Annotated in this window: 24 protein-coding genes; 1 reads left to right on the top strand and 23 read right to left on the bottom strand. The window is 69.6% G+C overall.

What is annotated here, in order from left to right:
• Positions 1–3 precede the first annotated feature (3 nt).
• From ACAM58_RS29575 to ACAM58_RS29680, 22 genes are all read right to left on the bottom strand, one after another.
• The gene (locus tag ACAM58_RS29575; RefSeq protein WP_369664572.1) at positions 4–1,020 is read right to left on the bottom strand and encodes a HupU protein; all 1,017 of its coding nucleotides are present in this window, start codon (positions 1,018–1,020) and stop codon (positions 4–6) included.
• Between the two features lie 4 nt (positions 1,021–1,024).
• A complete protein-coding gene (locus ACAM58_RS29580) occupies positions 1,025–2,473 on the bottom strand; it encodes a sigma-54-dependent transcriptional regulator (RefSeq protein ID WP_369664573.1) in 1,449 nt (482 codons plus the stop codon).
• The gene (locus ACAM58_RS29585; RefSeq protein ID WP_369664574.1) at positions 2,470–4,230 is read right to left on the bottom strand and encodes an enoyl-CoA hydratase-related protein; all 1,761 of its coding nucleotides are present in this window, start codon (positions 4,228–4,230) and stop codon (positions 2,470–2,472) included. The genes ACAM58_RS29580 and ACAM58_RS29585 overlap by 4 nt, the downstream gene beginning before the upstream one ends.
• A 1-nt stretch (position 4,231) precedes the next feature.
• Entirely contained in the window at positions 4,232–4,711 is a 480-nt protein-coding gene (locus tag ACAM58_RS29590) for a hypothetical protein (RefSeq protein WP_062364635.1), read from the bottom strand.
• A gap of 24 nt (positions 4,712–4,735) precedes the next feature.
• Positions 4,736–5,779, bottom strand: a complete 1,044-nt coding sequence (gene hypE / locus ACAM58_RS29595; protein ID WP_081247539.1) for a hydrogenase expression/formation protein HypE — start codon at positions 5,777–5,779, stop codon at positions 4,736–4,738.
• A complete protein-coding gene (hypD, locus tag ACAM58_RS29600) occupies positions 5,776–6,924 on the bottom strand; it encodes a hydrogenase formation protein HypD (RefSeq protein WP_062364631.1) in 1,149 nt (382 codons plus the stop codon). Before hypD ends, hypE begins: the two co-directional genes overlap by 4 nt.
• Positions 6,921–7,166: a HypC/HybG/HupF family hydrogenase formation chaperone gene (locus tag ACAM58_RS29605; RefSeq protein WP_062364629.1), complete on the bottom strand. Its 246-nt coding sequence runs from the start codon at positions 7,164–7,166 to the stop codon at positions 6,921–6,923. Before ACAM58_RS29605 ends, hypD begins: the two co-directional genes overlap by 4 nt.
• Positions 7,157–8,305, bottom strand: coding sequence for a carbamoyltransferase HypF (locus ACAM58_RS29610; protein WP_369664575.1), 1,149 nt, complete (start codon positions 8,303–8,305; stop codon positions 7,157–7,159). The genes ACAM58_RS29605 and ACAM58_RS29610 overlap by 10 nt, the downstream gene beginning before the upstream one ends.
• Before the next feature lie 5 nt (positions 8,306–8,310).
• Positions 8,311–9,171 carry a hydrogenase nickel incorporation protein HypB gene (hypB, locus tag ACAM58_RS29615; protein ID WP_369664576.1) on the bottom strand — a complete coding sequence of 287 codons (861 nt, stop codon included), beginning with the start codon at positions 9,169–9,171 and terminating at the stop codon, positions 8,311–8,313.
• Between the two features lie 12 nt (positions 9,172–9,183).
• Positions 9,184–9,531: a hydrogenase maturation nickel metallochaperone HypA gene (hypA, locus tag ACAM58_RS29620; protein ID WP_307594740.1), complete on the bottom strand. Its 348-nt coding sequence runs from the start codon at positions 9,529–9,531 to the stop codon at positions 9,184–9,186.
• Positions 9,524–10,663: a hypothetical protein gene (locus ACAM58_RS29625; protein ID WP_369664577.1), complete on the bottom strand. Its 1,140-nt coding sequence runs from the start codon at positions 10,661–10,663 to the stop codon at positions 9,524–9,526. The genes hypA and ACAM58_RS29625 overlap by 8 nt, the downstream gene beginning before the upstream one ends.
• The gene (gene hybE / locus ACAM58_RS29630) at positions 10,660–11,205 is read right to left on the bottom strand and encodes a [NiFe]-hydrogenase assembly chaperone HybE (protein ID WP_369664578.1); all 546 of its coding nucleotides are present in this window, start codon (positions 11,203–11,205) and stop codon (positions 10,660–10,662) included. Before hybE ends, ACAM58_RS29625 begins: the two co-directional genes overlap by 4 nt.
• Positions 11,202–11,438 carry a rubredoxin gene (locus ACAM58_RS29635; RefSeq protein WP_369665086.1) on the bottom strand — a complete coding sequence of 79 codons (237 nt, stop codon included), beginning with the start codon at positions 11,436–11,438 and terminating at the stop codon, positions 11,202–11,204. The genes hybE and ACAM58_RS29635 overlap by 4 nt, the downstream gene beginning before the upstream one ends.
• 2 nt (positions 11,439–11,440) lie before the next feature.
• A complete protein-coding gene (locus ACAM58_RS29640; RefSeq protein WP_369665087.1) occupies positions 11,441–12,307 on the bottom strand; it encodes a hydrogenase expression/formation protein in 867 nt (288 codons plus the stop codon).
• A 10-nt stretch (positions 12,308–12,317) separates the two neighbouring features.
• Positions 12,318–12,821: a hydrogenase gene (locus tag ACAM58_RS29645; RefSeq protein WP_369664579.1), complete on the bottom strand. Its 504-nt coding sequence runs from the start codon at positions 12,819–12,821 to the stop codon at positions 12,318–12,320.
• Complete coding sequence (locus tag ACAM58_RS29650; RefSeq protein ID WP_062364615.1) at positions 12,818–13,162, bottom strand: HypC/HybG/HupF family hydrogenase formation chaperone; 345 nt, start codon at positions 13,160–13,162, stop codon at positions 12,818–12,820. The genes ACAM58_RS29645 and ACAM58_RS29650 overlap by 4 nt, the downstream gene beginning before the upstream one ends.
• A gap of 7 nt (positions 13,163–13,169) precedes the next feature.
• The gene (locus ACAM58_RS29655; protein WP_307594733.1) at positions 13,170–13,805 is read right to left on the bottom strand and encodes a HyaD/HybD family hydrogenase maturation endopeptidase; all 636 of its coding nucleotides are present in this window, start codon (positions 13,803–13,805) and stop codon (positions 13,170–13,172) included.
• Between the two features lie 4 nt (positions 13,806–13,809).
• On the bottom strand, positions 13,810–14,538 hold the full coding sequence (gene cybH / locus ACAM58_RS29660) for a Ni/Fe-hydrogenase, b-type cytochrome subunit (protein ID WP_307594731.1): 729 nt from the start codon (positions 14,536–14,538) through the stop codon (positions 13,810–13,812).
• A 30-nt stretch (positions 14,539–14,568) separates the two neighbouring features.
• Positions 14,569–15,186 (bottom strand): HupE/UreJ family protein, encoded by a 618-nt coding sequence (locus ACAM58_RS29665; protein ID WP_062364608.1) that lies wholly within the window; start codon positions 15,184–15,186, stop codon positions 14,569–14,571.
• A 29-nt stretch (positions 15,187–15,215) separates the two neighbouring features.
• Positions 15,216–17,072 (bottom strand): nickel-dependent hydrogenase large subunit, encoded by a 1,857-nt coding sequence (locus tag ACAM58_RS29670; protein WP_062364606.1) that lies wholly within the window; start codon positions 17,070–17,072, stop codon positions 15,216–15,218.
• A gap of 34 nt (positions 17,073–17,106) precedes the next feature.
• The gene (locus ACAM58_RS29675) at positions 17,107–18,198 is read right to left on the bottom strand and encodes a hydrogenase small subunit (protein WP_062364605.1); all 1,092 of its coding nucleotides are present in this window, start codon (positions 18,196–18,198) and stop codon (positions 17,107–17,109) included.
• Between the two features lie 312 nt (positions 18,199–18,510).
• The gene (locus ACAM58_RS29680; protein WP_369664580.1) at positions 18,511–19,791 is read right to left on the bottom strand and encodes a DUF3422 family protein; all 1,281 of its coding nucleotides are present in this window, start codon (positions 19,789–19,791) and stop codon (positions 18,511–18,513) included.
• A gap of 256 nt (positions 19,792–20,047) precedes the next feature.
• Here ACAM58_RS29680 and ACAM58_RS29685 point away from each other — a divergent pair, with 256 nt between their 5' ends.
• Positions 20,048–20,746, top strand: a complete 699-nt coding sequence (locus tag ACAM58_RS29685) for an HAD hydrolase-like protein (RefSeq protein ID WP_369664581.1) — start codon at positions 20,048–20,050, stop codon at positions 20,744–20,746.
• Between the two features lie 239 nt (positions 20,747–20,985).
• Here ACAM58_RS29685 and adeC read toward each other — a convergent pair whose 3' ends face one another.
• Positions 20,986–22,446, bottom strand: coding sequence for an AdeC/AdeK/OprM family multidrug efflux complex outer membrane factor (gene adeC, locus ACAM58_RS29690; RefSeq protein ID WP_018904260.1), 1,461 nt, complete (start codon positions 22,444–22,446; stop codon positions 20,986–20,988).
• Positions 22,447–22,449: the final 3 nt, after the last annotated feature.

Genomic DNA, 22,449 nt, shown 5'->3' on the forward strand with positions numbered 1-22,449 from the left:
AGGCTAGCGCAGGCGGGTCTTGCGCACCGCAGGCGCCACCTGGAGGTGGTCCGCCGTGGCGTTGGCTTTCACGCGCTTGGGCGTGGCCGACTTCGACAGCGACGCCAGCGCGACGAACCAGGCCTTGGGCATGTCGGTCGGCAGGCCGATGGGAATGCCGGCGATCTTGGGCGTCTCGTGGAACGGGTGCCCCGGCTCCTGGAAGCCCGGCTCGGTGCAGGCGATGCAGGCGTAGCCGCCGCGGGTGCAGGAGCCTTCTCCGTTCCACAGCCGCGTGTTGCAGTCGGCATGCACCTGCGTGCCCTTGCAGCCCATGTGCTCCATCATGCAGCCCAGGTCCGAGGGCTTCTCGGCGCTGGCCTTGAACTCGTAATACTCGTTGCGGGTGCAGCCGTGGTGCACCAGCTGGTCGGCATAGAACCGCGGCCGGTTCAACGGGTCCAGGTCGGCGGCGGAGAACTGGCCGGCCGCCAGCGCCATGAGGCTGTCAATCACCCACCCGGGATGCGTTGGGCAGCCCGCCACGTTGATGACCGGCAGGCCGCTGCCGCAGCGGAATTCCGCGCCGAGCAGGCCGCCCGGGCGGTCGTCCTCGTACTGGAGGCCGCAGGCATCGGTCGGGTTGCTCCCTCCCGCGGTGATGCCGCCCCACGCCGCGCAGCTGCCGATCGCCACGACCTGCCGCGCCGTCGCGGCCAGCCGGCGGACCCAGTCGATCATCGGGATGCCTGTGCCGGCCAGGACATGGAAGCGGCCGGTGTTGTTCGGCCCGCGCAGCAGCGAGCCTTCGATGCACAGCGCATCGACGCGCAGGCGGCCATCGGCGGCGCGCTCGAGCAGTTCGATGAGCTCGCAGCCGCTTTCGAGCGACAGCGACGGATGCCACAGCAGGTTGATGCCGGCGTCGCGCAGCTGGCCGTGGAAGTCCGCCGTGTCGGCGCAAAGAAGCGACATGCTGCAGCCGCCGCAGCCGCCCGACTGCAGCCACAGGACGTTGAAGTTCGGCGTCGTGATGTCCATCGGTTCAGCCCTCCAGCCCGAAGCGGGCCATCTTGCCGCGCAGGCCGACCCGGGACAGCCCCAGCTCCTTGGCCACGCGGGTCTTGTTCCATCGGTTGCGCAGCAGCGTCTCGCGCAGCAGCATGGCCTCGATCGCATCGAGCCGCTCGGCCAGCGTGCCGCTGGCCGGCAGGGACGGCGATTGCGCGGTGGCGGTGCGTCCCGCCTGGCCCTGCAGGACCCGCGTGGAGAAGGCGGTGCCGTCGATCAGGTCGTCGGCGCTCAGCGCCACCGCGCGCGAGATCTCGTTGCGCAGCTCGCGTATGTTGCCGGGCCAGGGGTAGGTCATGAGGCAGGCCATCGCCTCGTCCGAGAGCGCCGCGCCGGGCCGCCCGAGCGCCTCGCCCACCTCGTTCACGAGCCGGCGCGCGATCGGCCCGATGTCTCCGCCGCGCTCGCGCAGCGGCGGCACCGTGAGCGTCACGCAGGCGATGCGGTAGAACAGATCCTCGCGGAAATGTCCCTCATGCACCCGCTGCTCGAGGTTGCGATGCGTGGCCGCGATGACGCGCACATCGACCGGCACGGTGCGCGGCGAGCCGACGGGCCGCACCTCGCCCTCCTGGAGCACCCGCAGCAGGCGCAGCTGGAACGCGGCCGAGGTTTCGCCGATCTCGTCGAGGAAGACGGTGCCGCCATTGGCGCGCTGGAACAATCCGACATGGTCTTCGAACGCACCGGTGAACGCGCCGCGCTTGTGGCCGAAAAGCTCCGACTCGAGCAGCGTGTCGGGAATGGCGGCGCAGTTCTCGACCACGAAGGGCCCGCTGGCGCGGGGGCTCGCGTAATGCACCGCGCGTGCCAGAAGCTCCTTGCCGGAGCCCGACTCTCCGAGTACCAGCAGGCTGAGGTCGTAGCGCGCGACGCGCGCCGCCAGCTCGCACACCGCGTCGAGCGGGCTGCCGTCGGCGCGCTCGATGCGATCGAAATCGAAGGCAGTGCGCGCCCGCTCCAGCTTGTTGGCGGCTCGGCGCCGCAGCACCGGCGTGCTGGTGCGCAGCTCGAGGTCGAGCCGGTTCATGTCGCGCTGGAGCATCTGGGCTTCGGCCGCATCGCGCACCGTGCGCAGCAGGTGGTCGGGGACCCACGGCTTGAGCAGGTACTGGTAGATGCCGGCGTCGTTGATGCCCGCGATGATGTCCTCGGAGTCGGTGTAGCCCGAGATCACGATGCGCACCGTGTCGGGCCAGCGCTCGCGCACCTCCTTCAGGAAGGTGACGCCGGTCTCGCCGGGCATGCGCTGGTCGCACAGGATCACGCTGACCGGTTGGCGCTCGAGCTGGCGGCGGGCCTCGTCCGCATCGCTGGCCGTCAGCACGGCGAACTCCTCGTCGAGCGTGCGGCGGATCGCGTCCTGCGAGCGCACCTCGTCGTCGACGACGAGGACAGTCGGTACCGGCGCGGCCGGCATCATCGGGCGCTCGCGGCGTTCATGCCGTCGCGGTGCCGGGCCAGGTGACGAGGCGTCCATGCCATGGGCAGCTTGTGGACGAAGTGATACCGCGCGACATGAAAGCTCGGGTCGAAGCCGTAGAAATTGCGATGCATGCGTGAAAGCTCATGAAGGCGGTAGTCGGCGAGAGGGCGCGCGGTCTCGTCGGCGCTGCGCCGCCGCGTCTTTGCGGCGATCCTTTGCTCGATATTGTGCGCCGCGGCCAGCGCCGTCGCATGGGTGATTGCCAGCGCCTCGAACGCCGTTGCCGCCACATCCATGCACCGGTCGATGAGTCCGATCGACAGGGCCTGCGGCGCGCCCAGCGGAAGGCGCCCCGCCATCAGCGCGGCCGCACCCTCGTCGCCGAGGCGGCGCGGCAGGAGGTAGGTCCAGTACTCCGAGCCGTACAGGTTCCCCATGTTCTTGTAGTGAGGGTTCAGCACCACGCCGCGGTGCGCCCAGACCTCGTCGGCGGCAAGCGCGAGAAAGGCCCCGCCGGCGCCGGCATTGCCGCGCAGCAGTGCGATGGTCAGCCGGTCGGTGGTGTGGATGACCGCCTCGGCCAGGTCGTCCATCGCCTCGATGTTGCGCATCGACTCGTCGGCGGCGCTGTCGTCCTCGCGGTACGAGGCCGCCTCGATGCAGTTCAGGTGGATGCCGTTGCTGAAGAAGTCGGCGCCGCCGGCGATGAGCAGCACGCGCGTGTCGCGGGCCGTGGCCTCGCGCCACGCGGCCAGAAGGCGTCGGCATTGCGCCGTCGACATCGCGCCGTTGTAGAACTCGAACGACAGGCAGCCGACGCGGGCGCCCGGGGCGCCGAACTCCTGGTAGCGGATCTCCCCCCACTCGCCGCTCGCGCGCTCCAGCGGCACGTTCATCGCGGGGAGCGCCTCGAAGGCCGCGCCGAAGGCAAGATCGCATGGCAGCTTGAAGGCCTTGCCGCCGCAGGGGCCGGCAAGGCTGGCGTGGCCGATCCAGACCGCGCCGTCGACCGTGCGGCGCAGCACGGCCCCGTCGCGGCGGCCGATCAGCGCGCCGGGTGGCGAGGCGTCGGGTGCATCCGGCGTGGCGGCGTGCGCGTCGAACACGCGGCATGGCTGGCCGAAGAGCTCGTCCTGCACGCCGGGATGGCCGTCGGCGCTGCGGATCTTCGCGAGCACGGTGGCCGTCTTGTCCTTCGACCAGTCGATGCAGCGCTCGGCTTGGGGCAGCGGGCCGCGCCAGGTGGAAGCCGCGGGCCGGGCCGGGCTCTCGCCGTCGGGGCCGCCGGCCTCGAAGTTCGCCACGGCACGCAGCACCGCATCGACGGCCGCCTCCGTCACTTCCCGCCGGTACAGGCTGCCTTTGGCGGCCGCCCGCATCGCGAAGCCGGCGTGCGCCCACACCGGGCCCGCATCGAAGGCCTCGTTGGCCTGCAGCACGGTCACGCCCCAGGCGGGCTCGCTTTCGCGCACGGCCCAGTCGAGCGCCGCAGGGCCGCGGTCACCGACCGGCCCGGGGTGCACGATGAGGCACGGCTGACGCTGCCACACAGAAGGCTGGATCAGCCGCTTCAGGAACGGTGCGATCACCAGGGCGGGGCGGAACAGCTCGACCGCCTCTTCGGTGACGCGGTCGGCGATGTCGAGCTCGACCGAGACCTCGTGGCCCCGCGCGCGCAGCTCGCAGAACAGGCGCTGGCTCAGACTGTTGAAGCTGTGACACAGCAGCAGGATGCGCAGCGGGGCGGGCGTCATCTCAGCCCCGCAGTCCGGCCAGCACCTGCGCGGCGCCGGCCTTGCCCAGGTACAGCGCCAGCCGCGCCTCGATCGTGCCGAGCGCGGCGTTGTAGGCCGCAGTTTGGGTGGCGGCCACGAGGGCTGCCGCGATGATCGGCGCATCGGGTCCGAAGTGCGGCCCCAGCCGGGCGATCGCCTCGCGCTTCAGTGGCTCGAGCCGATCGGACTCGTCCAACGGCGGGACGGGCGGCGCCTGTACCGGCCGGGGCGCCGGGGCCTGGATCGCCGGCCGCCGGAGCGCGACCAGGCCGCGCCGGTGCAGCTCCTGGATCAGGACGTCGGCGTCCGGCCCGAGCGTCGCGCGCAGCGCCTGCACGCTGTCCTGGCCGTTGACGAGGATCAGCGCCGTTCGCGCCCGCCCGGCCGAAGAACGTTCGGCCAGTGCCGCACGGCCGGCTTCTGTCTTGGCGAAGATGCGTTTGGAGGCCTGGTCGTCCATCTCGGTCCGCGCCAAGGCGGCCTTTCAGCAGATGCGCGGCAACTGCTCGCCGCTCAGCCAATCGACGACGCGCCGGCCGCCGAAGCTGGTCTCCATCTGCACGAAGCGGTGGGGGTCCTCGGTGACGCTGCCGATGCGCACGGCATTCGCGCCGAGCGGATGCGCGCGCATGGCCGCCAATACCGCTTCCGCGGCGTCGGGCGCGCAGATCGCGACCAGCTTGCCTTCGTTGGCGACATAGAGCGGATCGAGGCCGAGCAGCTCGCACGCCGCCTCGACCTGCGGCAGCACCGGAATGGCCGCCTCCTCGAGCAGCATGCCCACGTTCGACTGGCGCGCGATCTCGTTCAGCGTGGTCGCGAGGCCGCCGCGCGTCGGATCGCGCAGCACACGCACACCGTCCGAGGCCGCGAGCATCGCTGCCACCAGCCCATGCAGCGCCACACTGTCGGAGGCGACGGTGGTTTCGAAATCCAGCGATTCCCGTTTCGACAGCACCGCCACGCCATGCTCGCCGATCGTGCCCGAGAGCAGCACCGCGTCGCCCGGGCGCGCGTTGGCGCCCGAAATGTGGACCCCGGCGGCGACGACGCCGACGCCGGTGGTGCTGATGAACACGCCGTCGCCCTTGCCCTTCTCGACGACCTTCGTGTCGCCGGTGACCACCGGCACGCCGGCCGCGCGCGAGGCCGCGGCCATCGAGTCGACGATGCGTTTCAGGTCGGCGAGCGGAAAGCCTTCCTCGAGGATGAAGCTCGCCGCAAGGTAGAGCGGCACCGCGCCGCACATCGCAACGTCGTTGATCGTGCCGTGCACCGAGAGCGAGCCGACGTCGCCACCGGCAAAGAACAGGGGCGAGACGACGTGGCCGTCGGTGGCCATCACGAGCCTGGCACCCACCGGGATCGCCAGCGCCGCGCCGTCGTCGCCCTGGCGAAGGTACTCGTTGTCGAACGCGGCAAGGAACAGCTCCTCGATCAGCTGCGCCGCCGCCCGCCCGCCGGCCCCATGGCCCATGTCGACGCGTCCGTGGCGGATGTCGAGCGGGCGGATGTAGTCCTTCTTCATGCGGCCACCTCGACCCTGACCGCAATGTCCTTGAAGCGCCCGTACGAGTAGTGCGCGGCGCATGCGCCCTCCGACGACACCATGCAGGAGCCGACCGGGTTCTCCGGCGTGCAGACCGTACCGAAGATCTTGCAGTCGGTAGGCTTCTTGACCCCGCGCAGGATCGCGCCGCACTCGCAGGCCTTGTTGTCCGGCACCGGCTGGTAGCCCAGGCCGAAGCGGCGCTCGGCGTCGAATTCCGCGAACGCCGAGCGAATCTTCAGCGCGCTGTACGGCACTTCGCCCAGGCCGCGCCACTCGAAGCTGCTGCGCAGTTCGAACACCTGCGAGACCAGCGCCTGCGCATGCAGGTTGCCGTCGCGGTTCACCGCGCGGGTGAATTCGTTCTCGACCTCTGCGCGGCCTTCGTTGACCTGGCGCACCAACATCAGCACGGCCTGCATCACGTCGAGCGGCTCGAAGCCGGCAATCACGACCGGCTTGCGATATTCCTCGGCGAAATGTTCGTAAGGCGCCGAGCCGATCACGATGCTGACGTGGGCCGGCCCGACAAAGCCGTCGATCGGCACGGTGCCGAACTCGCGGACCTCAGGCGATTCGAGAATGTGCGTGATCGCGGAAGGGGTCAGCACATGGCAGCACAGCACGCTGAAGTTCTTCAATCCTTCCTGCTGTGCGGTGCGGATCGTCAGCGCCGTCGGCGGCGTGGTGGTCTCGAAGCCGATGGCGAAGAACACCACTTCGCGGCCGGGCTCGCGGCGCGCGATCTCGAGCGCATCGGCGCCGGAATACACCATGCGGATGTCGCCGCCGCGGGCCTTCGCGCGCACCAGCGAGAGCCCGCCGGAGGCCGGAACGCGCATCGTGTCGCCGTAGGTGCAGACGATGGCCCCGCGCTCGAGCGCGAGCTGGATCGCCAGGTCGATGCGCCCGATCGGCAGCACGCACACCGGGCATCCCGGACCATGGATCATGCGCACGTTGTGCGGCAGCAGCTCGCCGATGCCATAGCGCGAGATCGCGTGCGTGTGGCCGCCGCAGAACTCCATGAAGCTGTACAGCCGGCCGGGCTGCGCCTCCGCGTGCAGACGGGCCTGGATCTTCTTCGCGATGGCTCCGTCGCGGAATTCGTCGATGTACTTCATGGCAGGGCCGCCTCATGGGTTGCGGCGAGCTGCGCCAGCGTGCCGAACATGGCCAGCGTGCGCTGGGCCTCCTCGGGGTCGATCCGCCCGATGGCGTGGCCGACGTGCACGATCACATAGTCGCCGACCACGGCGTCAGGCACCAGTGCGACCGAGATTTCCTTGCGGATGCCGCCGAGTTCGACCAGCCCCAGCGCACCAGGGCGCAGTTCGATCAGTTGGGTGGGAATGGCTAGGCACATGGCATGGCTTCTCGTGAAATGGGGGAGGGTGCGTTGCGCAGGCCATGGGCGGCGACCCAGGCCTGGCCCAGCGCCAGGGCCGCGTCGCCGCAACCGATGGCCTCGGCCGACACGGCGCGAAGGCCATGCGCCTGGAGCGCCTGCGTCACGCGGCTGCGCAGGATCGCGTTGAAAAAGCAGCCGCCGCCGAGGCAGACGATGCGGCAGCCGGTCTGGCGCGCCGCGGCGGCGGCCCAGCCCGCCAGGCCTTGGGCCAGCAGGATGTGGAACCAGGCGGCGGCCTCGTCGCCGTTGCGCTGCGGCTCGGGCCAGGCGAACAGCTGCGCGAGCAGCGGGCGAAGATCGAGATGCCGCAGGTCGTGGGTGTCGGGCCAGATCGCCGTCTCGACGATGGCGTGCCTGGCCAGCCAGCGTGCGGCCGCCGCTTCGAGGGCCACCGCGGCCTCGGCCTCGTGGGCCTGCCGAATGCAGAGGCCCAGCGCACCGGCCGCCGCATCGAACCAGCGGCCGGCGCTGCTTGTGGTCGGGCAATTCAATCCGGTCGCGAGCATGCGCTGCACGCCGGCCGCCAGGCCAGACCCGACGTCCGGCGAAAAGCGCGCGGCAATCCGGTCGCCGGCACCGAGCGCGTGCAGGGCCGACGCGGCCATGCGCCAGGGCTCGCGTGCCGCGGCATCGCCGCCGGGCAGCGCCAGCGGCCACAGGCTTCCCAGGCGCTCCCAGCCGTCGCCGCTGACCCGCAGCAGTTCGCCGCCCCAGGCGGTGCCGTCGGTGCCGAGCCCGACACCGTCGAGCGCCAGGCCGATCACGGGTTCATCCAGGCCGTGTTCGGCCATCACCGCCGCGATGTGCGCATGGTGGTGCTGCACCGCGATGGCCGGCACGCCCCATTCCTCCGCCAGGGCAATGGCGATGCGCGTGCTGTAGAAGTCGGGATGCAGGTCATGCGCCACGGCCGCCACCGGCGCCCGCGCCCCGCCTGCGAGTGCGCGCAGCGAAGCCTCCAGCTGGCGGCAGGCCGCGGGGTCCTGCAGGTCCCCATGCAATGCAGACCAGCGCACCTGCCCATGGTCGAGCAGGCATGCGGTGTTCTTGAGCCAGGCCCCGCTGGCCAGCACGGCGGGAAGCGGCTGTTTCATCGGCCTCAGTGCGCGAGGTGGCGCGTGTCGCCATCCGCATCGGCGAGCCAGTCGAGCCAGGCGGCCATGCCTTCGCCGCTCGTGGCCGACAACTGGATGACCTCGATGGCCGGATTCACGCGGCGCGCGCCTTCGATGCAGCGGGCGACATCGAAGCGCAGGTGCGGCAGCAGGTCGGTCTTGGTGAGCACCATCAGCTGGGCGGCCGCGAACATGTCCGGATACTTGAGCGGCTTGTCCTCGCCCTCGGTCACCGAAAGCAGCACCACCTTGGCGGCCTCGCCGAGGTCCCAGAGGGCCGGACAGACGAGATTGCCGACGTTCTCGATGAACAGCAGGCTGCGCTCGTCCGCGTGCGACGGTCCGTGCGCATGGTGGTGCAACTGCGCGAAGGCCTGCTCGATCATCGGGGCGTCCAGATGGCAGCCCTTGCCGGTGTTCACCTGGATGGCCGGCACGCCGGTGGCGCGGATGCGCTCGGCATCGAAGCTCGTCTGCTGATCGCCTTCGATCACCGAGATGGCCAGGGCGGGGTGGCGCGCCCGCAGCGCATCGATGGTGGCGCACAGCAGGGTCGTCTTGCCCGATCCGGGGCTGGACAGCAGGTTGAGCGCATTCACGCGGTGCGCGGCGAAGTGGCTGCGGTTGCGCGCGGCGACACGATTGTTCTCGCCCAGGATGTCGGCTTCCAGCCGGATCGTGCGCTCCTGGCTCAGGCCCGGCACCGATACGCGCGCGGCGCCGGCACCGAAGTGCAGGTCGCCCCGGGGCGCATGAACGTGCCCGTGATCATGGCCATGATCGTGATCGTGATCGTGATCGTGATGATCGTGATCGGCCTCGGCGCATCCGCAAACGACACACATGGTGGAGTCTCCTTATGAATCTTCGACTTGCAGTTCGAGCACGCGCAGCTCGGTGCCGCCCGTGGCCTGAAGCTGATGGCTGCGGCAGCGCGGGCAGGCGTCGCCGCGCCGCGTGATCTCGACGCTGGCGCCGCAGGGCATGCACCACGCGGTGCCGGGGGGCTCGAGGATGTCGATCGACGCGCCCTCCAGGCAGGTTCGCGGTGCGATGGCCTCGAGCGCGAAGCGCAGGGCGCGCGTCTCCACGCCGGAGAGCTGTCCCGCCTCCAGCCGCAGGGCGGTCACGCGATGGAATCCCTCGCGGCGTGCCGCGTCTTCGACGAGCTTCAGGATTCCGCCGGCCAGGCTGGCTTCATGCATGGGGCAACTCCGCGGTGGCTGTGCGCGACTCGACCGCGAAGCGCACGCACGGATCGTACGCGGCCATCAGGATGCGCAGCAATGGCCCCGCTTCGCGGCCCTCGGCCGGCATGCGCTCGAGCGCATGCGCCACGGCGCCGAGGGGATGAAAGTTCCAGTCGGTCGGCGCCACGACGTCGTAGCCGGCCACGCGCGGGTCGGCGGGCCGCCCGTCGACCCGTGCGCGATGGATCAGCAGCCCGCGCGCCGTTTCGACCCAAGCCAGCCCTTCGCCGATGCCGGTCTGCAGCGCGCCCGCGGCGAGCCACCCGGCGCCGCCGCGTTCCGCTGCGTCCGGCAGCGAAAGGCGCGCCAGGTCGGCGATGCGGGCGCCCAGCCGTTCCCATGCGCTCGCCGGCGGATCGGCACGCAGGTCGTGCAGGCGGGTCCAGGTTCCGGTCTCGGCGCATCGGCCGCGCCAGGTGGGCGCGGCGGCATCGAAGGCGGTGCCCAGTCCGTCGGCGAGCGCGCGCAGGTCCGCCGGACTGCCGTGGGGGCGCAGCGGTGCCGCTGGCTGCAAGGGGCGACTCCCGAGTGCCGCAGAGGCGTGCAGCAGCGCAGGGAGCCAACCGCGCCCGCGCTCGCTCCATTGCGCGAGCCATTCCGCGGGCTCGCGTTCCCACAGCGCCAGCCAGTCGGCGGGCGAAGCGCCCAGCAGATCCGCGAGCCAGGCAATGCCTTCCGCGTCACCCTTCGATCGCGCGCCATCGGCCAGCCACGGACATCCCAGCAACGAGGTGCGGCTGCTGTCGGCCCATGCGGGCATGGCCCCGGGCACGTGCAACTCGACCGGCCAGTCCAGGCCGATGCGCAGCGCGTGGTCGCGCGCGGTCTCCCGGCGCAGTGCGCGCCGCTGCGCGGCCGATCCGAAGGCTTCCTGTCCTTGGGCCGCTGCCAGCGCCAACGTGGCGCACAGGAAATGGGCGTGGCCGCACAAGGTGAACAAGTTGGCCAGCAGGTGCGGCGCTTCGGCCGCGGACCGGCCCGCCAGCAGCAGGCCGGCGAGCGCACGGCGGTCGCTCGCCAGGTTGTGCGGGCGGCGCAGGCCCGGCCGCACCCGCAGCGTGCCGGCAAGGGTCTGGAGCGTGGTCACGGGGCCTGCCTCTGCGTGGCGCCGCGGCCGAGCAGGAAGCTGCGCCGCGCCGGCGCTGCGGCCACGGGCTCCCCGCTGGCGACGACGGGCTGGCGCAGCTGCGCCAGCAGCGCCGAGGCGGTGGCGATCGCATCGCCCTGCGTGCCGAACTCGAACACGGGCGAGAACAGCGAGCAGGCCTCGAACGACCCGAAGCTGTCTTCGTGCGCGCCGGTGAAGGTGAATTGCTCGTGTCCGACCTTGCGCACGCGCATCGTGCCGACCCGTGCCGGCATGTCGCGGCGCACGAGCGGGAACCGCACGAGGTTCATGAACCAGGGCGTCACCAGCACGCCGGCCGCATGGGCGGATTCCGGAGTGCCCTGCACCGGATCGGGCCCGCGCGAGGGTTCGAGCCTGAAGTCGACAGCCTCCACGCGCAGTGCATTGTTCATGAAGGGCAGGCCGGCCATGCGGGCGTGCGCGATGCCATCGAACAATGCTTCGAAAGCGCGCGTGCGCAGCGTCAGTTCGTCGTGTCCGGGGGCTTGGGTGTGGGTCATGGGCCGCCCACGTTGTCGAGCACCATGAACTGGTCGGCATCGCCGTCGCATTGGGGGCAGCGCCAGTAGGCCGGCAGCGCGGTGAAAGCCGTCCCGGGGGCGATCTGCCAGGTCTCGTCGCCCTCTGCCGGGTCGTACACCCACCAGCAGATCTTGCATTCGAGCCGCGCCGAAGCACCCAGCTTCGCGCGGTCGCCAAGATAGCTGCCCTCGAAGCGCACGGGGCCGGCGATGGTCACGTGCTCTCGATCCACTGGAGCACCTCGGCCAGCCGCTCATGGGAATCCTCCAGGTCTTCGCGCGCGGCCTGCGCGACTTCCGGCAGGTCGCCCACCTCGACCGTGTTCAGGATCACCACGTCCTGCGAGTTGTAGTAGACGACCCGCCAGCAGTTCGGCATGCGGGTGTTCGAGATGCGGCAGTTGCCATAGCCGCGCGACAGGATGAGCACGCGGCCGGTGCCCAGGTGGTGGTCGAGAAAGCCGATGTCCTCCACCGACATCGGCAGCAGCGTGAGGTTGATGACCTGCGCCGGGCAGCCCGGCACCCAGGCGCGCCAATGGTCCTCGATCTCGGCCAGCAGGGCGGGCGCGTTCTGCACGTTGGGCGGCAGCGGGCCAGACCACCTCGGCACCTCGGGCGCGACGTCCTCGCGCGCGACGGCCTTCAGTGCATCGGGGATGGCGCCAAGTTCGATGCTGTCGCTCGCGACGACGCCGTCGAGCGACCCGATGACGCGCCAGACGCCCGCGAAGACGGACTCCTGCACCCGCAGCTCGCGCGGCGGCGTGCCCTCGTGCCGCACCAGGGCGCTGACTTCGCCTTCGCCGAGCACCTGGTTGATGAGGGCGAGATCGCCCGGCGCGAGACCGTCCAGCGCGATGCGGCGGTTGCCGCCTTCACGGCAGACGATCACCAGCTGCGCGAGCGCATCGCGCAGCGCCGCGCGTGCCAGATGGTGGGCCGCGAGCTCCTCGGGCTCCGGCAGCGCGGGCGCGCGGAAGGTTTCCATGCCCTGCGGCATGGCCATGTAGGCAAGCTCCTCTTCCTCGGGCTGCGAGCCGGGGCCGATGGTGCGCACGGGAATGGGGAAGTCTTTCATCATGCGGTCCTCAGTGGCAGGCGCCGGCCGCGCCCGTGGCGCTCACCACCGGAATGCCGATGGTCGGCGCGCGGCCCACCGGGCTCGCCAGGGCGGCTTCGACCCGCTGCAGGAACACGTCCCAGTCGTGCATGCCCGGCACGGTGCCGACGTAGCCGCCGTCGCGCAGGAACAGCAGCGTGGGCCAGCGCTGCGAACCGAAGCGGCGCGCGACCTTGTCCTCCAGGTCGCGCGGCACCACGGCTACCGCAAAGCGGCCCGGAAAGCTGCGCATCAGTTCGGGCAGCACGGCGGCCACGTCCTGGCCTTCGGGAAAGCGCACCGGATCGCCCGCGAACAGCACCACGCGGTCGCCGCCTTGCGCGGACCAGGCGTCGATGCTCTGGTCGTCGACCCAGGTCGCGCCGAAGTCATCGACCAGGCGCGCGATGAGCGCGGAGCCCTCGCGGCGCGTTTCGGGCTGCTGGACCGGGAGGCGCACGAGCGTCTCGGTGCCGGTGGTTTCGAGTGTCATGAAGGGCTTTCGGTGGTTTCGTCGGCAAGGCGCAACGGCGGCTGGCCGCACAGCGCGAGAAGTTCCTGCGTGCTCGCGGCGGAGGGAAGCGCGAACGCAGCCGCGGTGCCTCCTGGGGCGCCGGCCTGCGCCGCCGCGAGCAGGTCGAGCGTGGCGTCGATCTCGGCAGCGCGCCGCGCATCGATGCGCTCGCGGACGCTGTCGAGGAAGACCAGCACCCAGTCGCCAACGGCGGGCTCGGCCACCAGCAAGGTCCGGACGCGGCGCTGCTCGCCCCGCCCGGTGCAGATGGCATGACCCGGCTCGATGGAGAGGATCTGCATGGGAATGCCGATGCACATGATTGGCTCAGGCCGGCTGCCGGGCAGGCGCCGGCAGGAAGCGTTCGTCGCCATGCCGGCAGGCTGCGTCCTCGGCGGGCCGTCCGGCCTCGTAGCGATCGAGATCGAGCTGTTGGAAGGTCACGGCGTCGGGCCCCGGCAGCGGGTGCCTGCGCGGACGCGGCATGGCGCCCCAGCGGCGCAGTGCGTCGATGCCAAGCGCGAGCGCGTCCTCCATCGCAAGCTTCACGGCCGGGCGCAGGCTGCCGCCGTAGTCGTCGAGTTCTTCCGGCTGGCAACCGACGAGCAGCACGCGCTGCGGATAGCGCTCGGTGAGCTGCGCCAGCATGAGGACCTCCTGGAAGCCGGTCTGGTGCAGGCTCATCTTCTTGGCTCCCATGAAGCGCGGCACCTCGTCGTCCTCGATCAGCTTGAGCGTGCCGGCAGGCAGGCCGTAGTCGATCGCGTCGAAGATCAGCAGCCGGGTGGCCTGCTGCACATGCTGGATCAGGTAAAGCCCCTGCGTGCCGCCATCGATCAGCCCCACATGCGGCGCGAACTCGTAGCGCCGCTGCAGTGCTTCGACGCAGCGCACGCCAAAGCCCTCGTCGGCCCACAGCACGTTGCCGATGCCGAGCACGCAGATTGATTCATCCGGCGGCATGTTCTCAGTCCTTGAACGTGCGGTGGCCGGAGATCATGGTGCTGACCACGCTGGAGCGGCCCATGATGTCTTCACGGATGGCGGCATACACATGCACGATCACGAAGACGATCAGCCCCCACATGCCGAGGTGGTGCCAGGTGTGCACGTCCTGCGACTGCCCGAACAGCGGGATGACCCAGCCGAACAGCCGGTCTTGCCATGAGCCGCGCTGGGCGCCTTCCGCATAAAGGGCGAAACCGGTGACGACCATGAAGATGCACAGCAGCAGGAACCCGAAGAACATCGCGAAGCGCGCCAGCGGGTTGTGGCCCACATAGCGTCCCGGCCGTGCACTGACGAATGCATACCACTTCGCCATGCCCCAGATCTCCTGCCAGTAGATGCGCTGGAAGATCGGTACCCAGAACAGCTCGCGCGCATGGTGGTTGCCAACGACGGCCCAGTAGATGCGCCCGAGCAGGCCGACCGCGAGCACGTAGCCGGCCGCAAAATGCGCGAAGCGGATGTAGCCCATCAGGAAGTTCGCGCTGGCCTCGCCGGGCTGGGTCGGCAGCGGCGAGCCGATGAAATAGCCGGTGACCGCCAGCACCGTGATCGCGAGCGCATTGATCCAGTGCCAGATCCTGACCGGTGCCTCGTACACATAGACCGATTTGATCGACTGGCCGTGCGCCACGCTGCTGTCGTCGACGCTGCGCGCCGGGACCGGGGGGGATGAAGTGGTGTTCATGGCGTGTTCCTGCGTTGGTGCGCACCGGCCTCAGACGCGCGCCGCGAGCATGAAAAGCCCGCTGCCGCCGATCAGCGCGGAGGCGGCGCGCCAGGCCCAGCCCGGCAGCCGCTGCAGCGACGCGCCGGCACACAGGCCCACGATGTGCAGCAGCGTCGAGGCGGCCATGAAGCCGGCCGCGTAGGCCATGAACGAGTGGCCCCCGGCCAGCTCGGCGCCATGGGCTTGCCCGTGGAGCACACCAGCCATCGCGACGAGGGCGAAGCCGGTGACCGGTGCGATGCGCCTGGCGTTCAGCATCAAGGCAGCGAGGGCGGTGACGCTGAGCGCGATGCCGGCCTCGACCCACGGCAGGCCGATGCCGCCCGCGGCCAATGCGGCGCCGGGCAGCAGCGCCGCAAGGAAAACCGCCGGGCCGGCGGTGCGCCACGCCTTGGGCAGAGCGACCACCGACCACATCCCTACGGCCACCATGGCAAGCAGGTGGTCGAGGCCGCCGAAGGGGTGGGCGAGGCCGGCCGCGAAGCTTTCGGCGCCGTGGCCCGGATGGGCCTGGGCCGACGAGGCCACCGCGAGCGCAGCCACGGCGGCCAGGCCCTTGGCGACCGACGTTCGAACGCGAGCGGTCGATGTGGTTTGGATCTGCATGTGCTTGTCTCCGTTGTTTTGGGGTCGATTCATCGCACCGTGACGCTGGTGAGTTCCTGGCCGTCCGGGCTCATCACGTGCGTCGAACACGCGAGGCACGGGTCGAACGAATGCAGCGTGCGCAGGATCTCGACGGGCTGCTCCGGATCGGCCATGGGCGTGTTCATCAGGCTGGCCTCGAACGCGCCGATCTGCCCCTTGGTGTCGCGCGGGCTGCCGTTCCAGGTCGTCGGCACCACGCACTGGTAGTTCTCGATGCGGCCATCCTTGATGCGGATCCAGTGGCCGAGCGCGCCGCGCGGCGCGGCGACCGTGCCGACGCCCTTGGCTTCCTTGGGCCAGGTGGCCGGGTCCCACTTCTCGACGTTGGCGGTGCTGGTGTCGCCGGCCTTGATGTTGGCAACCAGTTCCTGGAAGTCGTCCAGCATCATCTCGGCGCAGTACTGCGCTTCGAGGGCGCGCGCGAGCGTCCGGCCGATGGTCGTGGGCAGCAGCTGCTTCACCGTGTACTGGGTCTCGGGCATGCCCAGCGCCTTCGGGAACACCTTGTTGATGATCGCGGCGGACAGGTCAACCTGCTCCTTCACGCGCTGGCAGTGCGGATTGCCTTTTGCCGCGTGCGCGTAGCCGAGGATGTAGCGTGACAGCGGCCCCACCTCCATGGCATGGCCGCGCCAGCGCGGGGACTTGATCCACGAGTACTTGGCGCTTTCGTCCAGCCGCTCGATGTTGGTTCGCGTGCCCTTGGTCTTCGCGCCGAGTTCGTAGTTGGGCTCGGTCACGCCGTCCCAGGGATGCAGGCCCTTCGATTCGTCGGCGTACTTGTACCAGCTGTGGTTGACGAACTCCTGCACCTGCTCAGGGTCGCGCGGATCGACCGGCAGGATTTCGTTCCAGTTGCCGCCCAGGATCGCACCGCCGGGCAGCTGCTGGGTCTTGCGGTCGCCCATCACCTTTTCGTAGGTGCCGTAGTCCATCACGTTGGTGGCCGAGAGGCCGCCGCCGTAGAGCCATCCGGCTTGCTTGTAGATGGTGCCGATGGCGAGCACGTCGGGGATGTACACGTTGTTGTTGAACTCGATCATTTCGCGGATGCGCGCCTCGATGAAGTTCAGCCGCTCCATGTTGACCGGTGCGCCCGCCGCGCCGTCCTTGTCGATGTTGATGGCGCAGGGCACGCCGCCCACCAGGTAGTTCGGATGCGGGTTCTTTCCGCCGAAGATGGTGTGGACCTTGACCCACTCCTTCTGCAGGTCGAGTGCCTCGAGGTAGTGCGTCACCGCCATGAGGTTGGCCTCCGGCGGCAGCACGTAGGCCTTGTTGCCCCAGTAGCCGTTCATGAAGGGGCCGAGCTGCCCGCTCTCGACGAACTTCTTGAGCCGATTCTGGATGTCGCGGAAGTAGCCCGGCGACGACATCGGATGCGAAGGCGACACGGTCTGCTGCAGCTCCGACGTCTTCTTCGGGTCGGCCTTGAGCGCGGACACCACGTCGACCCAGTCGAGCGCATGCAGGTGATAGAAGTGCACGGCATGGTCATGCTCCTGCAGCGTCTTGGCCATGATTTCGCGGATCAGGTAGGCGTTCTTCGGGATGGTGATGCCGAGCGCATCCTCCACCGCGCGCACCGAGGCCAGCGCATGGCAGCCCGTGCAAACGCCGCAGATTCGCTCCACAAAGGCCCATGCGTCGCGCGGGTCGCGGCCCTTGAGGATCACTTCGAGGCCGCGCCACATCGTGCCGGTGGACACGGCGTTGCGGATCACGTTGTTGCTGTCGACGTTGACTTCGCAGCGCATGTGGCCCTCGATGCGCGTCACCGGGTCTACCACGATGCGGCGGCCCGTGTCGTCCATCCTGAAGCCTTGTGTCTCGTATGCACTCATTTGTTTTTTTCCTTGCCGTGGGAGCGTGGGGGAGTCAGCGCCCGGTGTCGGCCGGTGCCTGGGTGTCGTTCTTTTTCTGCGCGGCGCGCTTGATCGCGGATGCAGCGGCGTGCGCGACGGCGGCCGCTCCGACCACGCCGGCAGCGGTCGCGCCGACCTGGTCCGCGTTGGCCTCGACACCGAACTGGTGGATGTCGGTCAGGCGGTTGTAGAACGAGCCCTTGTCCCAGAAGCCGTCCTCCGAGCAGCCGATGCAGCCGTGGCCCGCCTTGATCGGAAAGCTGGTGCCTTCGTTCCACTGCACGGTCGAGCAGGCGTTGTAGGTGGTCGGGCCCTTGCAGCCGACCTTGTAGAGGCAGTAGCCCTTGCGCGCGGATTCGTCGTCCCAGGCCTCGACGAACTGCCCGGCGTCAAAATGCGGTCGGCGGTAGCACTTGTCGTGGATGCGCTGGCTGTAGAACATCTTCGGGCGGCCCTGGCGGTCGAGCTCGGGAATCCGGTCGAAGGTCAGCATGTAGGTGATGACGCCGGTCATGACCTCTGCGATGGGCGGACAGCCCGGCACCTTGATGATCGGCTTGTCGAAGATCACCTTGTGGATGGGGGTGGCCTGCGTCGGGTTCGGCTTGGCGGCCTGCACGCAGCCCCAGGAGGCGCACGAGCCCCACGAGATGATCGCCTTCGCGTCCTTGGCAACATGCTTGAGCTGGTCGATGAAGGGCTTGCCGCCGATGATGCAGCTCATTCCATCCTGGTTGAGCGGCGGGTTGCCCTCCACGGCCAGGATGTAGTTGCCCTTGTACTTCTTCATGATCTCTTCGAGGATCGCCTCGGCCTGGTGTCCGGCGGCGGCCATCAGCGTGTCGTCGTAGTCCAGCGAGATCATCGACAGCACCACGTCCTTGGCCAGCGGATGCGCCGAGCGGATGAACGACTCCGAGCAGCAGGTGCATTCGAGGCCGTGGAGCCAGAGCACCGGCGTGCGCGGCTTGGTTTCCATCGCGTGGGCGATCTGCGGCACGAAGGCCGGCCCGAGCCCCAGGGATGTGGCGGTCAGCGAGCAGTACTTGAGCAGGCTGCGGCGCGAGATGCCCTGGCGGCGCATCACTTCGTAGAACGTTTCCATCGTGTGCTGTCTCCTTGCCTTTGCGGCGATGTCGTGGACAGCGGACCTGCGAGGGGCCGGCGACCCCAGGCGATGCCTGCTGCCCCCTCTTCATCGCAACTTGCGGACCAGTGCGAAAGCCCCCAAGGGAATACCCTGCGGGGGCGCGGCAACTGCTTGATTTGATTGGGCAAATGCGAGCGACACGGCAAGCGCGAGTCAGCGTCCGGGCGGCATGCCGACGCAGCGCTTCCAGTCCGGCCGCCAAAGTGCAAGCACTGCTTCCACCAGCGTCCGCGGTCCGGGTGGCAGCCCGGACAGATGCGGTGTGGCCTAGCTGTCCGCCGACTGGTGCAGATGCCGGCGCAGCCGGCGCATGTTGAGCAGCACGAGCAGCGCGATCGCCGGCACGGCCACCAGCGTCACCGCGGTTTCGGGCCAGTCCATGGCCTTGGCCAAGGGCTTGAGCAGGTAGTTGGCGAGGCCGACGCCGTAGTAGGTCATGGCGATCACCGACAGGCCCTCGACCGTCTCCTGCAGCCGCAGCTGCAGGCCCTGGCGCCGGTCGAGCGAGCTGAGCAGCGCCTGGTTCTGGCGTTCGCGCTCGACCTCGGAGCGCGTCTGCAGCAGCTGCGCGGCCCGCGCGATCCGCTCGGACAATTGCGCCTGCCGCCCGGCCGTGGCCGCGCAGCTGTCCATGGCCGGACGAAACCGGCGCTCCATGAATTCGGACAGCGGCTGCAGGCCCGGCACCACCGCCTCGCGCAGATCGACCAGACGCTGGTTCACGATGCCGCTGTAGGCGCGGGTGGCAGCGAACCGCGCGCTGTTCTCGGCCATCGCGTGCTCGACCTGGGCCGCCAGCGTGACGAGCTCGTGCAGCAGGACCTCGTCGCGGTCCGCCGCATCGTGGAAGCGGGCCATCAGCGAGGCCAGCTGCGTTTCTTCGGCCGCGAGCTGGCCCATGCGGCGGGTGGCAAGCGGCAGGCTGAGCAGGGCCATCATGCGGTAGGTGTCGACTTCGATCAGCCGCTGGACGGTGCGGCCCGCGCGCCGCCGGTTCATGGCGTGGTCGAACACCAGGAAGCGCGTCACCCCGGCTTTGGAGCGAAGGTCCGACACCACGGTGGCCGCACCTTCGGCGACCCGGTTGCCTACCAGCAGATCGCTGCCGAAGAGCGGCGCCACCAGGCGCGCATGGGGCGGATCGCCGGGGCAGGGGAGCACGGCCAGCTGCGTCGCAGAGATCATGCGGCCGGGCAGCGTGGCCAGCCAACCGTGCGGCAAGGCAGCGAGCCAGCCGGTGTCAAAAGCCCCGTCCATCGCGAGCTCGCCAAGATCGGCGAACACGGTAAAGGTGTGGAACTCCGTGTGGCGCTCCCAGCGCACGCGCAGCGCGCCGCAACGCACCTGGCACTGCGTCGCGGTGCCTGCTCCGGAGGCGTCGCCGTCCAGCCGCGCCAGATGCGCAATGCAACGCGCATCGTCGTCCGGGCCCGCGCGCAGCGTCGCAATGGCCAATGCGGCGCCCGGCGTGGAAAGCGGCTCGAACGGGCGTGCGTGGATTTCGTCGGCCAGCTGCTGGCGTCCTTCGACTTCTGTCGGCAGTTTCATTTGGGGTTCCGGCAAGTGCACGTTTCTTGGATGCGTCCGAGCTCGCGCCCAGTTGCGCGTGGATCGGGATTGGGCCACATGGACCAGGAATTGCATGAAGGCGGCACCGCGCGCGGGGCTGCCAGCTCAGGAAATCGACGCGCTTGATCATGAATAGGACGAGAATTTCCATGGCCGATGACTCCAGCTCTTCCTTGCGAGCAAGGAGAGTACCTGCGGGCGCCGTCGCGCCATTGTGGCTTGCGAGGCCGACGCGATGACGTTCGAGGCGATCGCCTTCGACCTGGATGGGACGCTGGTCGACAGCGCCGGCGGCGTTGCGCTGGCACTCAACACGGCGCTGCACGAAGCCGATCTGCCTTGCTTCGATCTGCAGCGCGTGCGCGGTTGGATCGGCAACGGGCCTGACGTGCTCATCGAGCGCGCGTTGCGTGCGATCGACTTGCAGGACATCGACACAGCGTGGCTGTCGGCGCGCGTGCGCCGTAATTTCGACGCGATGGTGCTGGGCTTGCCATTTGCCGAATGCTCGATCTATGCAGGTGTCGAAGAGCTGCTGGAGCAACTCGGGCGCAAGAACGTGCCGCTGGCCGTGATCACCAACACGCCGACCGTGCTCGCCCGGGCGGTGCTGGAGGAAGCCGGGCTGCTCGGCTATTTCACCACGGTGCGCGGTGCCGACACGGCGGCGCTTCGCATGCCATCGCCGCTCTTGATCGAGCAGGCTGCAACGGTGCTCGGAACTCGTCCGGAGCACATGTTGATGATCGGGGGCTCGGCCAGTGCTCGCCAGGCGGCTTGTGCTGCCGGATGCCGTGCGGCCTGGGCCGGCTGGGGCTATGGCCTGCTCGGCAGCGAACAGGGCGACACCGTCTGGCGCCTCGACACGCCCGCGGACCTGCTGGTTCGCATGGCGCTGCCGCAGACTCGTCGCCGTGGGCGGCCGGCAGCCTGAACGCGTCGGTGACGAACGAACCGGTGCGGGAGCGACACGCCGCTGCCGCGCCAGCCAGTGGTGCGGTCACACGGCTGGCATCATGCCGCCAGAAGCGGAAGGACGCTGTCCATTCCGGTCCGCGGCAACGGGACTGGATCGCGCGCCGGCTCGTCGCCGGTGTGCGGGTCCGGCTTGCACCGCTTCATGAGAGGCCTGCGCCGAAGCCCCGAAGGGAAATTTGCAGGCATCTTCTCTCTTCAGGAAGTCGTATCCGGCGACTTCGCAGCCACGGGAGTGCCCGTGGCCTCGTTCCATCCGCCCCCCAACGTCTTGTAGAACGTCACCAGGTTGGTCAGGCGCGACAGCCGGGTGCCGATGAGGTTCTGCTGGGCGGTGTAGAGCGAGCGCTGCGAATCGAGCACGCTCAGGTAGCTGTCCACGCCGCGCTGGAAGCGCGCCTGCGACAAACGGTAGCTGTCCGCCGTTGCATTCACCAGCGACTCCTGCGCGTCGAGCTGGCGCCCGAGCGTACCGCGCTGCGCGAGAGCATCCGAGACTTCGCGGAATGCGGTCTGGATCGCTTTCTCGTACTGCGCCACCGAGATGTCGCGGCTTACCGTGGCGATCTTGAGGTTGGCGCGGTTGGCGCCGCCGTCGAAGATCGGCAGCGTGACCTGCGGCGCGAAGCTCCAGCTGCCCGAGCCGCCCTTGAACAGGCCCGAGAGCTCGCTGCTCGACGTGCCGGCCGATGCGGTGAGGCTGATGCGAGGATAGAAGGCCGCACGCGCGGCGCCGATGTAGGCATTGGCCGCCTTGAGGTCGCGCTCGGCCTGCAGGATGTCGGGGCGGCGCTGCAGCAGCTCCGAGGGCAGGCCCGGCGGAATGGTGGCCAGCGGGCTTGCGGCCAACGCCGCCGCGTCGGACAGGGCCTGTGGCAGCAGTGCGTCCGGCACCTCCGCGCCGACGAGCAGCGCCAACGCATTGCGGTCCTGCGCCACCTGCGCGGTGTAGCGCTCGACGTCCACGCGCGCGGCGTCGACGCTGGTCTGCGCCTGGCGGAGCGTGAGCGCCGAGGCTGCGCCCAGCTCGAAGCTGCGCTGGTTGAGGCGGTACGAATCGCCCTGGCTCTGGAGCGTGTCGCGCGCGAGCTTCAGCCGGTCCTGGTCGGCGGCCAGCGTGAGGTAGCTGGTCGCCACCTCGGCCACCAGGCTGATCTGCGTGCTGCGGCGCGCCTCGGCCGTGGAGAGGAACTGCTGCAGCGCCTGTGCGCTCAGGCTGCGCACGCGGCCGAACAGGTCGATCTCGTACGAACTGAATCCGAGCGATGCGCTGTACTGGCGCGCCGTGAGCGCCTCGCCCGTAGACGACAGGTCGGCCGGGGTGCGGCTGCCGCTGCCGCCGGCGCTGGCGTTCACGGTGGGGAAGAGCGCCGCATCCTGCACCCGGTACTGGGCCCGGGCCTTCTCGATGTTCAGCACCGCGACGCGCAGGTCGCGGTTGTTGGCCAGGCTCATCTCGATCACGCGCTGCAGCGAGGGATCGGTGAAGACATCGCGCCAGCCGAGCTCAGCGATTGGCGTGGCGGGCGCCGGGTCGGCGCCCGCGTCGCCGGCGAACCGACCGGGCACCGGTGCCACGGGCTGCTGGTAGGCGGGCATCAGGCTGCAGCCGGCCATCAGGGCGGCGAGCGCAAGCGGGGTGAAGCGAAGGAGTTTCATGGC

The organism is Variovorax sp. V116, assembly GCF_041154435.1.
Classification (GTDB): domain Bacteria; phylum Pseudomonadota; class Gammaproteobacteria; order Burkholderiales; family Burkholderiaceae_C; genus Variovorax; species Variovorax paradoxus.